13 protein-coding genes are annotated in these 12,762 nt (G+C 63.9%); all 13 read right to left on the bottom strand.

Translation table 11 applies throughout. From position 1 onward, the window contains the following. Window positions 1-39 precede the first annotated feature (39 nt). The 13 genes from AC5QPF_RS22550 to fliN all read right to left on the bottom strand — a co-directional run bounded on the left by AC5QPF_RS22550 (window position 40) and on the right by fliN (window position 12,762). Entirely contained in the window at window positions 40-2,277 is a 2,238-nt protein-coding gene (locus AC5QPF_RS22550) for a chemotaxis protein CheW (protein WP_494959960.1), read from the bottom strand. A 12-nt stretch (window positions 2,278-2,289) separates the two neighbouring features. Beyond that, on the bottom strand, window positions 2,290-3,078 hold the full coding sequence (locus tag AC5QPF_RS22555) for a protein phosphatase CheZ (protein WP_494959961.1): 789 nt from the start codon (window positions 3,076-3,078) through the stop codon (window positions 2,290-2,292). Between the two features lie 19 nt (window positions 3,079-3,097). Further along, window positions 3,098-3,472, bottom strand: coding sequence for a chemotaxis response regulator CheY (locus AC5QPF_RS22560; protein ID WP_330076905.1), 375 nt, complete (start codon window positions 3,470-3,472; stop codon window positions 3,098-3,100). Window positions 3,473-3,578: 106 nt separating this feature from the next. Then, the gene (gene fliA, locus AC5QPF_RS22565; protein WP_042123134.1) at window positions 3,579-4,319 is read right to left on the bottom strand and encodes an RNA polymerase sigma factor FliA; all 741 of its coding nucleotides are present in this window, start codon (window positions 4,317-4,319) and stop codon (window positions 3,579-3,581) included. Further along, a complete protein-coding gene (gene fleN / locus AC5QPF_RS22570) occupies window positions 4,316-5,149 on the bottom strand; it encodes a flagellar synthesis regulator FleN (protein WP_009399964.1) in 834 nt (277 codons plus the stop codon). The genes fliA and fleN overlap by 4 nt, the downstream gene beginning before the upstream one ends. 120 nt (window positions 5,150-5,269) lie before the next feature. Next, on the bottom strand, window positions 5,270-6,586 hold the full coding sequence (flhF, locus tag AC5QPF_RS22575; protein WP_494959962.1) for a flagellar biosynthesis GTPase FlhF: 1,317 nt from the start codon (window positions 6,584-6,586) through the stop codon (window positions 5,270-5,272). A gap of 11 nt (window positions 6,587-6,597) precedes the next feature. Continuing rightward, window positions 6,598-8,727 (bottom strand): flagellar biosynthesis protein FlhA, encoded by a 2,130-nt coding sequence (gene flhA, locus AC5QPF_RS22580; RefSeq protein WP_494959963.1) that lies wholly within the window; start codon window positions 8,725-8,727, stop codon window positions 6,598-6,600. Between the two features lie 141 nt (window positions 8,728-8,868). After that, window positions 8,869-10,005, bottom strand: a complete 1,137-nt coding sequence (gene flhB / locus AC5QPF_RS22585; protein ID WP_494959964.1) for a flagellar biosynthesis protein FlhB — start codon at window positions 10,003-10,005, stop codon at window positions 8,869-8,871. A gap of 2 nt (window positions 10,006-10,007) precedes the next feature. Then, entirely contained in the window at window positions 10,008-10,784 is a 777-nt protein-coding gene (fliR, locus tag AC5QPF_RS22590) for a flagellar biosynthetic protein FliR (protein ID WP_494959965.1), read from the bottom strand. 7 nt (window positions 10,785-10,791) lie between these two features. Then, a complete protein-coding gene (gene fliQ / locus AC5QPF_RS22595; protein ID WP_042124652.1) occupies window positions 10,792-11,061 on the bottom strand; it encodes a flagellar biosynthesis protein FliQ in 270 nt (89 codons plus the stop codon). A 16-nt stretch (window positions 11,062-11,077) separates the two neighbouring features. Next, a complete protein-coding gene (fliP, locus tag AC5QPF_RS22600; RefSeq protein WP_330076900.1) occupies window positions 11,078-11,830 on the bottom strand; it encodes a flagellar type III secretion system pore protein FliP in 753 nt (250 codons plus the stop codon). After that, entirely contained in the window at window positions 11,830-12,291 is a 462-nt protein-coding gene (fliO, locus tag AC5QPF_RS22605; RefSeq protein WP_494959966.1) for a flagellar biosynthetic protein FliO, read from the bottom strand. The genes fliP and fliO overlap by 1 nt, the downstream gene beginning before the upstream one ends. Beyond that, window positions 12,292-12,762, bottom strand: a complete 471-nt coding sequence (fliN, locus tag AC5QPF_RS22610; RefSeq protein WP_494959967.1) for a flagellar motor switch protein FliN — start codon at window positions 12,760-12,762, stop codon at window positions 12,292-12,294. It lies immediately after the preceding gene.

Consider the following 12,762-nt stretch of genomic DNA (forward strand, 5'->3'; position numbering starts at 1 on the left):
CCATTAGGGCGCGCGGCCGCAAAACCGCGCCACCCGGGATCAGATTCGCCGTGCGGCGTAACGCTTGAGCATGCTCGGCACGTCGAGGATCAGCGCGATGCGCCCGTCACCGGTAATGGTGGCGCCCGACATGCCCGGCGTGCCCTGGAGCATCTTGCCCAGCGGCTTGATGACCACTTCCTCCTGGCCCACCAGCTGGTCGACGACGAAACCGATGCGCTGGGTGCCCACGGACAGGATCACCACATGGCCTTCATGCTGCTCTTCATGAGCGGCCGAGCTGACCAGCCAGCGCTTGAGGTAGAACAACGGCAGTGCCTTGTCGCGCACGATCACCACTTCCTGGCCGTCGACCACGTTGGTTCGCGACAGGTCGAGGTGGAAAATCTCGTTGACGTTGACCAGCGGGAAGGCGAAGGCCTGGTTGCCCAGCATCACCATCAGGGTCGGCATGATCGCCAGGGTCAGCGGCACCTTGATGACGATCTTCGAGCCCTGGCCCTTGGCCGAGTAGATGTTGATCGAGCCGTTGAGCTGGGAAATCTTGGTCTTCACCACGTCCATGCCGACGCCGCGGCCGGACACGTCGGAAATCTCGGTCTTGGTCGAGAAGCCCGGGGCGAAGATCAGGTTGTAGCAATCCGACTCGCTGAGGCGGTCGGCCGCGTCCTTGTCCATCAGGCCCTTTTCCACGGCCTTGGCACGCAGCACGGCCGGATCCATGCCCTTGCCGTCGTCGGAGATGGACAGGAGGATATGGTCGCCCTCCTGCTCCGCCGCCAGAACCACCTTGCCGCCACGGGACTTGCCCGAGGCCTCGCGTTCTTCCGGAGTTTCCACGCCGTGGTCGACAGCGTTGCGCACCAGGTGGACCAGCGGGTCGGCCAAGGCCTCCACGAGGTTCTTGTCGAGGTCGGTTTCTTCGCCGACCAGCTCCAGGTTGATCTCTTTCTTCAGTTGCCGGGCCAGGTCGCGAACCAGGCGCGGGAAGCGCCCGAAGACCTTCTTGATCGGCTGCATGCGGGTCTTCATGACCGCGGTCTGCAGGTCGGCAGTGACCACGTCGAGGTTGGACACGGCCTTGGACATGGCCTCGTCGCCGCTGTTCAGACCCAGGCGGACCAGGCGGTTACGCACCAGCACCAGTTCGCCGACCATGTTCATGATCTCGTCCAGACGCGCGGTGTCGACGCGTACGGTGGTTTCCGCTTCGCTGGCGGGCGGATGCTTGTCGCCAGCAGCAGGTGCGGCCGCCTGACGGGCAGGCGCGGCGGCAGCCGGCTTGGCGGCGGCCGGCGCGGGTGCAGGGCGGGCCGCAGGCTTGGCGACAGCGGCGGCGGCAGGTGCGGCAGTGGCCGCCACGGCATCGGCCGCGAACTTGCCCTTGCCGTGCAACTGGTCCAGCAAGGCTTCGAATTCGTGTTCGGTGATGTGATCGGCGCTTGCGCCAGGCGCCGGCGCTTCGCTGACCACGGCTTCCGGTGCGGCGACTGCGGTCCCCGGCAGCGCGTCCACAGCGAAGGCCCCCTTGCCGTGCAACTGATCGAGCAAGGCTTCGAACTCGGCGTCGGTGATCTCGTCACTCGGCTCGCCCCCCACTTCGGCTACCGGTGCCGCAGCGCTGGCACCCGGAAGGCTGTCGGCAGCGAACTGACCCTTGCCGTGCAACTGGTCGAGCAGGGATTCGAATTCGGCGTCGGTGATTTCGTCGCTGGCGACCTCGGCACTCTGCGCCTCGGCGGCATCATGCACGGCGTTCAGGGAGTCGAGCAGTTGCTCGAATTCGCTGTCGGTGATGTCACCGGAGGCGACGGCGGCCACGGGCTCAGGCTCCGCAGCGATCGCCACAGGCTCTGGCGCAGCCGGCGCAGCGGCAGGTTCGGCACCCGCAGGCTCGGCCAGGCGCGCCAGGGCGCCCAGCAGCTCCGGGGTAGCCGGGGTGATGTCGGTGCGCTCGCGCACCTGGCCGAACATGCTGTTGACCGTGTCCAGGGCCTCCAGGACCACGTCCATCAGTTCGGCGTCGACCCGGCGCTCTCCCTTGCGCAGGATGTCGAAGACGTTTTCGGCGATATGGCAGCACTCCACCAGCTCGTTGAGCTGGAGGAAGCCGGCGCCCCCTTTTACAGTGTGAAAACCGCGAAAGATTGCATTGAGCAGGTCGGAGTCGTCCGGGCGGCTTTCCAGCTCGACCAGTTGTTCGGACAGTTGCTCAAGAATTTCGCCGGCCTCTACCAGGAAATCCTGAAGGATTTCTTCATCGGCGCCGAAGCTCATCAAACGTGCTCCCTAAAAACCCAGGCTGGACAGCAGATCATCGACATCGTCCTGACCGGACACGACATCTTCACGTTTATCGGCATGAATCTGTGGTCCTTCACCCCGAGTCGGATGTTTGTAGTGGTCGCTCTCGTCACGCATCTGCTGGCGGTCATGCTCGATACCGGCGAAGCGGTCGACCTGACTGGCCATCAACACGAGCTTGAGCAGATTCTTTTCGACTTCGGTAACCAACGAGGTCACGCGCTTGATCACCTGGCCGGTCAGGTCCTGAAAATCCTGGGCCAGCAGAATGTCGTTGAGGTAGCCGCCAACTTTGTGGCTATCCTCGGCGCTGCGCGCCAGAAACCTGTCGACGCGCTGGACCAGCTCGCGAAACTCCGGCGCCGCCACCTCCTTGCGCATGAACCGCTGCCAGTCGTTGTGCAGCAGGCGAGCTTCCTCGCCCAGATCGTGGAGCACGGGCGTGCCCTGCTCGACCAGGTCCATGGTGCGGTTCGCTGCGGCCTCGGTGAGCTTGACCACGTAGGCCAGGCGCTCGGTGGCATCGGTGATCTGCGACATTTCCTCGGCCTGCGGGCCCTGGGTGTCGATCTGGAAGCTGACGATCGCACTATGCAGCTCGCGCGTGAGTTTGCCGACTTCCTGATACAGGCCGCGGTCACGGGTCTGGTTCAGCTGATGGATCAGTTGCACCGCGTCGCCGAACTGGCCGCGCTCAAGGCTCGCGACCAGCTCCTGGGCGTGTTTCTTCAGGGTCGACTCGAAGTCGCCCAACGATGATTCGTTATGGTCCATAGCGCCCCCGTTGCACGCCTCAGGCGTTGACGCGTTCGAAGATCTTGTCGATTTTCTCTTTCAGCACCTGGGCGGTGAAAGGCTTGACCACATAGCCGTTGACGCCGGCCTGGGCCGCTTCGATGATCTGCTCGCGCTTGGCTTCGGCAGTGACCATCAGCACGGGCATGTGCTTGAGGCGCTCGTCGGCGCGCACCTTGCGCAGCAGGTCGATGCCGGACATGCCAGGCATGTTCCAGTCAGTCACCAGGAAGTCGAAGTTGTTGCTTTCGAGCATGGGCAGCGCGGTGGTGCCGTCGTCGGCCTCGTGCGTGTTGGTGAAGCCCAGGTCACGCAGCAGGTTCTTGATGATCCGCCGCATCGTCGAGAAGTCGTCAACGATGAGGATTTTCATATCTTTGTTCAATTAGACCTCCAAGCAGTCTTTAACGCGTCCAGCGCTGAACGCGCGTTCAATCAATTCCGGCTACCACGTTGTCACGACTGCATCGAACCCGCGTTCAACGCGCCCGCCATTCCCCCAACCGACTACGCAGACGGGCTGCGCACTGGCTGTGCAACTGGCTGACGCGCGACTCGCTGACCCCCAGGACCTCACCGATTTCCTTGAGGTTCAGCTCTTCGTCGTAGTACAGGGCCAGGACCAGGCGTTCGCGTTCCGGCAGGTTGGCGATCGCGTCGGCCAAGGCTGCCTGAAAGCGCTCGTCTTCCAGATCGCGCGATGGCTCGAGCTGGGCACTGGCGCCATCCTCGTGCAGGCCTTCATGCTCGCCGTCCTGCAACAGGTCGTCGAAGCTGAACAGGCGACTGCCCAAGGTATCGTTCAAAATCCCGTAGTAATCATCGAGACTCAATTGAAGTTCGGCAGCAACCTCGTGATCTTTAGCGTCACGGCCGGTTTTTGCTTCAATTGCACGAATCGCGTCACTGACCATGCGGGTATTGCGGTGTACCGAGCGCGGCGCCCAGTCGCCCTTGCGGACCTCGTCGAGCATCGCACCGCGGATGCGGATGCCGGCGTAGGTCTCGAAACTGGCACCCTTGCTCGAGTCGTACTTGTTGGCGACTTCCAGCAGGCCGATCATTCCGGCCTGGATCAGGTCCTCCACCTGCACGCTGGCCGGCAGCCGCGCCAGCAGGTGGTAGGCAATGCGCTTGACCAGCGGGGCATAACGCTCGATCAGTTCGTACTGGGCGTCACGTGAGGCCTTGCTGTACATCCGGTAGCCGCTCGCGCTCATAGCACAGGTCCCGCACTGGTCGGTTGCACCAGCCGCTCGACGAAGAATTCCAGGTGCCCGCGCGGGTTGGCCGGCAGCGGCCAGCTGTCGACCTTCTGCGCGATGGCCTTGAAGGCCAGCGCGCACTTGGAACGCGGAAAGGCTTCATAGACCGCTCGCTGCTTCTGCACCGCCTTGCGCACACACTCGTCGTAGGGAACTGCACCGACGTATTGTAGGGCGACATCGAGGAAGCGATCCGTGACCTTGGTCAACTTGGCGAACAGATTGCGGCCTTCCTGGGGGCTCTGCGCCATGTTGGCGAGAACGCGGAAACGGCTCATGCCGTAGTCGCGGTTGAGCAGCTTGATCAGGGCGTAGGCGTCGGTGATCGAGGTCGGCTCGTCGCAGACCACCAGCAGCACCTCTTGCGCAGCGCGGACGAAACTGACCACCGAGTCACCGATACCTGCGGCGGTGTCGATCACCAGCACATCGAGGTTGTCGCCGATCTCGCTGAAGGCCTGGATCAGGCCAGCGTGCTGCGCCGGGGCCAGGTGCACCATGCTCTGGGTACCGGAAGCGGCCGGGACGATGCGCACGCCGCCAGGCCCCTGCAGCAGGACGTCACGCAGCTCGCAACGGCCTTCGATGACGTCGGCCAGGGTGCGTTTGGGGGTGAGCCCGAGCAGTACGTCGACATTGGCCAGGCCCAGGTCGGCGTCCAGCAGCATGACGCGACGGCCGAGCTCGGCCAGTGCCAGCGAGAGGTTCACCGACACGTTGGTCTTGCCAACGCCACCTTTGCCGCCTGTCACGGCGATCACCTGTACGGGATGCATGCTACCCATATTTGTTCTTTACCTTGTCTTGCTTAGACCGAGGCCACATGACGGGCCGCGCCGGCTACAACCGCGAACTGCCACGCGGACCCTGTGATGCAGGTACTGTGCAACTGATACATATCCACCTCAGCCGACTCGCTTGCCGTCACTGTGGTACAGGTCGGCGAACATGTCGGCCATGGCCTCCTCGCTCGGCTCGTCCTGCATCTGCACGCTGACCGCGCGGCTCACCAGCTGGTGGCGCCGTGGCAGGTGCAGGTCGTCAGGAATGCGCGGGCCATCGGTGAGATAGGCCACCGGCAATTCGTGACTGATGGCCAGGCTCAGGACTTCGCCCAGGCTGGCGGTTTCATCGAGTTTGGTCAGGATGCAGCCGGCCAGGCCGCAGCGCTTGTAGCTGTGGTAGGCGGCGGACAGCACCTGTTTCTGGCTGGTGGTGGCCAGGACCAGGTAGTTCTTGGACTGGATGCCACGGCCAGCCAGGGTTTCCAGCTGCATGCGCAGGGCCGGGTCGCTGGCCTGCAGGCCGGCGGTATCGATCAGCACCACGCGCTTGCGCAGCAGCGGCTCCAGCGCCTGGGCCAGGGACTGGCCGGGGTCGACGTGGGTCACCGGGACGTTGAGGATGCGGCCGAGGGTCTTGAGCTGTTCCTGGGCGCCGATACGGAAGCTGTCCATGCTCACCAGCGCGAGGTTCTGCGCGCCGTACTTGAGCACGTAACGCGCGGCCAGCTTGGCCAGGGTGGTGGTCTTGCCCATGCCGGCCGGACCGACCATGGCGATCACCCCGCCCTCCTCGATCGGCTCGACTTCCGGCACGTGGATCATCCGCGCCAGGTGCGCCAGCAGCATGCGCCAGCCGTGGCGCGGATCGACGATGTCCTGGGTCAGGTCAAGCAGGTCGCGGGACAGCGGGCCGGACAGGCCGATGCGCTGCAGGCGGCGCCACAAGTTGGCCTGGTGCGGTTTGGCGCCCTGCAACTGAGACCAGGCCAACGAGCCGAGCTGGACTTCCAGCAGCTCGCGCAGGCCTGACAGTTCGGAGCGCATCGAGTCGAACAGGCGCGGGTCGATGGCCGGAGCCATGGGCGCAGGAGCCGGCGGTGGCGCCAGCTCTTCGAGACGGCTCTCGACCAGCGGCTCGGAGGCGGTCAGCGGCAGGCCGGCGAACAGCTGGCGGTTGCCGGTGTCGGTCTCGTTGCGGCTGCTCAGTTCGGCCTGGGCAGTGGCGATGCGCGATTCGGTCTTGCGCAGCTCGTCTTCCAGCTCGACGTTGGGCACGCGCGGGGCCAGGGCGGACAGCTTGTAGTCCAGCGCCGCCGTCAGCTCGACACCGCCAGCAATCCGTCGGTTGCCGATGATGGCGGCATCGGCCCCCAGCTCATCGCGAACCAGCTTCATGGCCTGACGCATATCGGCGGCGAAAAAACGCTTAACTTGCATAACCCACTACCTCAGCCGTTGGGGCCCACTGTGGCAACGATGGTGACTTGCTTGTTGTCAGGTATTTCCTGATACGCCAAAACATGCAAATTCGGTACAGCCAGGCGACCGAAGCGCGACAGCATCTGACGGATCGGCCCTGCAACCAGCAGGATGGCCGGCTGACCTTGCATCTCCTGACGCTGGGCAGCCTCGATCAACGAACGCTGAAGCTTTTCAGCCATGCTCGGCTCAAGAAGAACACCGTCTTCCTGACCTTGCCCGGCCCTTTGCAGACTATTGAGCAAAATCTGTTCCAACCTTGGTTCGAGCGTGATCACAGGCAGCTCGGACTCAGTGCCGACAATGCTTTGCACGATAGCGCGACACAATCCGACGCGGACTGCGGCGACCAGTGCGGCGGTATCTTGACTCTTGCTGGCATTGTTGGCGATCGCCTCGGCAATGCTACGGATATCCCTGACGGGAACCTGTTCCGCCAACAGGGCCTGGAGCACTTTCAACAGGCCGGACAGCGGCAGCACACCGGGCACGATTTCTTCGGCCAGCTTTGGCGAACCCTTGGCCAGGACCGCCAGCAATTGCTGCACTTCCTCATGGCCGATCAGCTCGTGGCAGTGCTTGTAGAGAATCTGGTTGAGGTGGGTGGCGACCACGGTACTGGCGTCGACCACGGTATACCCCAGGGACTGCGCCTGGCTGCGCTGACCGACGTCAATCCACACCGCCTCCAGGCCGAAGGCCGGGTCGCGGGCAGCAATGCCGTTGAGGGTGCCGAACACCTGGCCGGGGTTGATGGCCATTTCCCGCTCGGGGAAGATTTCCGCCTCGGCCAGAATCACGCCCATCAGGGTCAGGCGGTAGGTGCTCGGCGCCAGGTCGAGGTTGTCGCGGATATGCACGGTGGGCATGAGGAAGCCCAGGTCCTGGGACAGCTTCTTGCGCACGCCCTTGATCCGCGCCAGCAGTTGCCCGCCCTGGTTGCGGTCTACCAGCGGAATCAGGCGGTAACCGACTTCCAGGCCGATCATGTCGATCGGGGTGACGTCGTCCCAGCCCAGTTCCTTGGTTTCGGCAGCGCGTTGCGGCGATGGCAGCAGGTCCTGCTGGCGCTGCACTTCCTGGGCGGCCTTGACCTTGGCCTGGTTCTGTTTCTTCCACACCAGGTAGGCGCCACCGGCAGCCAGCAGGCCGAGGCTGAGGAAGGCGATGTGCGGCATGCCCGGGACCAGGCCCATGACGATCATCAGCGCCGCGGAGACCGCCAGGGCCTTCGGCGAATCGAACATCTGCCGGTTGATCTGCTTGCCCATGTCTTCCGAGCCGGAGGCCCGGGTGACCATGATCGCCGCCGCGGTGGAGAGCAGCAGGGACGGCAGCTGCGCCACCAAACCGTCACCGATGGTCAACAGGGCGTAGACCTTGCCGGCGTCACCGAAGCTCATGCCATGCTGGGCCATGCCGATGGCCATGCCGCCGATGAGGTTGATGAAGAGGATGAGCAGACCGGCGATGGCGTCGCCGCGAACGAACTTGCTTGCACCGTCCATGGAGCCGTAGAACTCGGCCTCCTGGGCCACTTCGGCGCGACGGGCCTTGGCCTGGTCCTGATTGATCAGGCCGGCGTTGAGGTCGGCATCGATGGCCATCTGCTTGCCCGGCATGGCATCGAGGGTGAAGCGCGCGCTCACCTCGGAGATACGTCCGGCACCCTTGGTCACCACGACGAAGTTGATGATCATGAGGATGGCGAAGACGACGATACCGACCACGTAGTTGCCGCCGATGACCACGTCACCGAAGGCCTGGATCACCTTGCCGGCAGCGCCGTGGCCGTCGTGGCCGTGGAGCAGGACCACCCGCGTCGAGGCGACGTTCAGGGCCAGGCGCAACAGCGTGGCCACCAGCAGGATGGTCGGGAAGGCGGCGAAGTCCAGCGGGCGCAGAGCGTACACGCAGACCAGCAGGACCACGATGGACAGGGCGATGTTGAAGGTGAAGAACACGTCGAGGAGAAACGGCGGGATCGGCAACATCATCATTGCCAGCATCACCAGCAACAGCACCGGCACGCCGATATTGCCCCGGCCCAGGCTGCTGAGGTTGCTGCGCGCGCTGTTGATCAGTTGGGAGCGGTCCACCGGTCTTCCTCTTCAAGCAAACTTTTGACGCCACGGAGGCGCTTGGCGCTGCTCTTTGCAAGAAGCTTTCCAACTTTGCGGTGAACATCAGACCCCCATCGCTGGCAAGCCAGCGATGAGGCCCGAAAGAACAGCAGAGAATCAGGAGTCGCGCCGCAGATCCGGAGGAATCGGCAGGTCCTTGATCGGCTCCGGCGCCTTGCCTTTGCCAGCATGGTACTGCCGCAGCTGGTAGACGTAGGCCAGCACCTGCGCCACCGCCAGGTACAGCCCCGCAGGAATCTCCTCCTCCAGCTCGGTTGAGTAGTAGATCGACCGCGCAAGCGCCGGCGACTCCAGCAGCTGGATATTGTTCTGCACCGCGATCTCACGGATCTTCAGCGCGATGAAATCCGTGCCCTTGGCCAGCAACAACGGCGCCGAACCCTTCTCCGGGTCGTACTTCAACGCCACCGCATAATGCGTCGGGTTGGTGATGATCACGTCAGCCTCGGGCACTGCGGCCATCATCCGCCGCTGCGAAATCTCGCGCTGGACCTGACGGATGCGCTGCTTGACCTCCGGCTTGCCCTCGGTGTCCTTGTATTCGTCGCGCACTTCCTGCTTGGTCATCATCAGCTTCTGCTTGGCCTGGTAGAGCTGGATCGGTACGTCCACCGCGGCGATGATCAGCAGCCCACAGGCCATCCACAAGGCGCTCCAGGCCACCACCTGGACGCTATGCATGATCGCCTGGTCCAGCGGCTCGTTGGCAATGGCCAGCAGGTCGTCACGGTCCGCCGACAACACTGCCAGGGCCACCAGCAGAATCACGAAGAACTTGGCCAGCGCCTTGAGCAGCTCGGCCAACGAGTGCATGGAGAACATTCGCTTGATCCCCGCCAACGGGTTCATGCGGCTGAACTTGGGCGCCATGGTGCCGGCAGCGAACAGCCAGCCACCCAGCGCGATCGGCCCGATCAACGCCGCCAGCAGCAGCACCAGCAACACCGGCTGAGTAGCAAGGATGGCCAGCTTGCCAGAGGAGAGCAGGAAGATGCCCATGTAGCGCTCGTCCATCAGCACTTCCCGGGACAGGCTGAAGTTGCTACGCATGATCTCCATCAGCGCCCCGGCCAGGAAACCGCCGAAACTCAGCAACCCCAAGGCACCGGCGAGCATCACCGCCACCGTGTTGAGCTCCTTGGAACGGGCGATCTCGCCCTTCTCGCGGGCGTCGTTCTTGCGTTTCTCGGTGGGGTCTTCTGTCTTGTCCTGACCGCTTTCGCTCTCTGCCATGCTCAGCGCGCCCGTGCCAGTTCACGCAGCCATTGCAGCGCTTCGGATGCCAACGACTGGTAATGGGAAAGGATGTCGGCCATGCCGATCCAGAAGATGCCCATGCCCAGCACCAGGGTCATGGGGAAACCGATGGAGAAGATATTCAGTTGCGGCGCGGCGCGGGTCATCACGCCGAAGGCGATGTTGATCACCAGCAGCGCAGTGATCGCCGGCAGCACCAGCAACAGCGCCGCGCCCAGCACCCAACCGAGGCGCCCGGCCAGGTCCCAGAAATGGTTGACCATCAGCCCGCTGCCCACCGGCAAGGTAGTGAAGCTTTCGGTGAGCACCTCGAACACCACCAGGTGGCCGTTCATCGCCAGGAACAGCAGGGTCACCAGCATGGTCAGGAACTGGCTGATCACCGTGGTATTGACGCCGTTGGCCGGGTCGACCATGGAGGCGAAGGCGAGGCCCATCTGGATCGCGACGATCTGCCCGGCAATGACGAAGGCCTGGAACAGCAACTGCAAGGAAAAACCGAACAGCGCACCGATGATGATCTGCTCGCCCACCAGCAGGAAGGCACTGAGGTCCAGCGCCTCGATCGGTGGCATCGGTGGCAGCCCCGGCGCGATCACCACGGTGATGGCCACGGCAAAGTACAGGCGGATGCGTTGCGGCAACAGGGAGGTGCCGAATACGGGCATGGTCATCAGCACGGCCGCCACGCGAAACAGCGGCAGCATGAAGCTGGCCACCCACGTGGAGATCTGCGTGTCGGTCAGTTCGAGCATGTCGCGCTCAGCCGATCAACTGCGGGATGCTGCCGTACAACGACAGGATGTACTCCATGAACTTCTGCACCAGCCAGGGCCCGGCGACGATCAGGGTGACCAGCATCACCAGCAGCCGCGGCAGGAAGCTCAGGGTCTGTTCGTTGATCTGCGTAGCGGCCTGGAACATTGCCACCAGCAGGCCCACCAGCAGGCTCGGAATCACCAGCACGGCGACCATCAGGGTGGTCAGCCACAGGGCATCGCGGAACAGGTCGACGGCGACTTCAGGGGTCATGTGCGTTCTCCCGGGGCTAGACGCCGCCGAAACTGCCAGCGAGCGTGCCGATGATCAAGGCCCAGCCATCCACCAGGACGAACAGCATGATCTTGAACGGCAGGGAAATGATCAGCGGCGACAGCATCATCATACCCATGGCCATCAGTACACTGGCGACCACCAGGTCGATGATCAGGAACGGGATGAAGATCATGAAGCCGATCTGGAACGCGGTCTTCAGTTCCGAGGTGACGAAAGCCGGGACCAGGATGGTCAGCGGCACCTGGTCGGGACCGGCGATATCGGTGCGCTTGGACAAGCGCATGAACAGATCGAGGTCGCTCTGCCGGGTCTGCGCCAGCATGAAGTCCTTCAACGGCACCTGAGCCTTTTCCAGCGCCTGTTGCGCGGTCAGGGTCTCGGACAGGTACGGTTGCAGGGCGTCCTTGTTCACCCGGTCGAACACCGGCCCCATGATGAACATGGTCAGGAACAGCGCCAGGCCGATGAGGATCTGGTTCGACGGGGTCTGCTGCAGGCCCAGCGCCTGACGCAGGATCGAGAAGACGATGATGATCCGGGTGAAGCTGGTCATCAGGATGACGAACGCCGGGATGAAGCTCAGCGCGGTCATGATCAGCAGGATCTGCAGGCTGACCGAGTATTCCTGCTGGCCGTTCGCCCCGTTGGACAGGGTGATCGCCGGGATCGACAGCGGGTCGGCCGCCAGCGCCATCGGCGCCGCAACCAGCAACAGCAGCGTCAACAGGGTTCGCAATGCGGCCATCACGGCTTGTCCTTCTGGTCCTTGCCCAACAGCTCCATCAGGCGCTGGGCGAATTCCGGCGTGGCCGGGCGGGTGCTGGCCGGCGCAGCGACGGGCCGGGTCATGACATGCAGGGTGGTCAGGCTACCCGGGGTATGGCCGACGAGTATCTGCTCGTCGCCCACCTGTACCAGCAGCAGGCGGTCACGCGGACCGACCTGGCGACTGCCGACCACCTGGATCACCTGGTTGGCGTTTGGCGCGGCGTTCTGCACCCGGCGCAGCAGCCAGGCGAGGAAGAAGATCAGCCCCAGCACCAGCAGCAGGCCGAAGACCAATTGGGTCAGCTGGCCGGCGACGCTGCCGGAAGTCGCCGGTGCCGCAACGCTGGCCGCCGGCGTGGCGCCGACCTGCGCCGACAGGGCCAGGGGCAGCCAGCACAGGCTGGCGGCGGCCGCCAACCGTGAGAGAAGACGCTTCACTCAGCGCAGCTTCTTGATACGTTCGCTCGGACTGATCACGTCGGTCAGGCGAATGCCGAACTTCTCGTTGACCACCACCACCTCGCCGTGGGCGATCAGCGTGCCGTTGACCAGCACGTCCAGCGGCTCGCCAGCCAGGCGGTCGAGCTCGATCACCGAGCCCTGGTTGAGTTGCAGCAGGTTGCGGATGCTGATCTCGGTGCTGCCCACTTCCATGGAAATGTTCACCGGGATGTCCAGGATCACGTCCAGGTTCGGGCCTTCGAGGCTGACCTGTTCGTTTGGCCGTGGCGAGCTGCCGAACTCTTCCATCGGCAGGCGGCTGGCGCCCCCACCGGAAGCACCGCTGTCGCCGGCCATCAGCGCGTCGATATCGGCCTGGCCGCCATCGCCGCTTTCGCTCAGGGCTGCCGCCCACTCATCGGCCAGGGCCTGCTCTTCCATGGAAGTAATGTCGTTTTCGTTAGCCAT

Source organism: Pseudomonas sp. Con_6, from assembly GCF_059379395.1.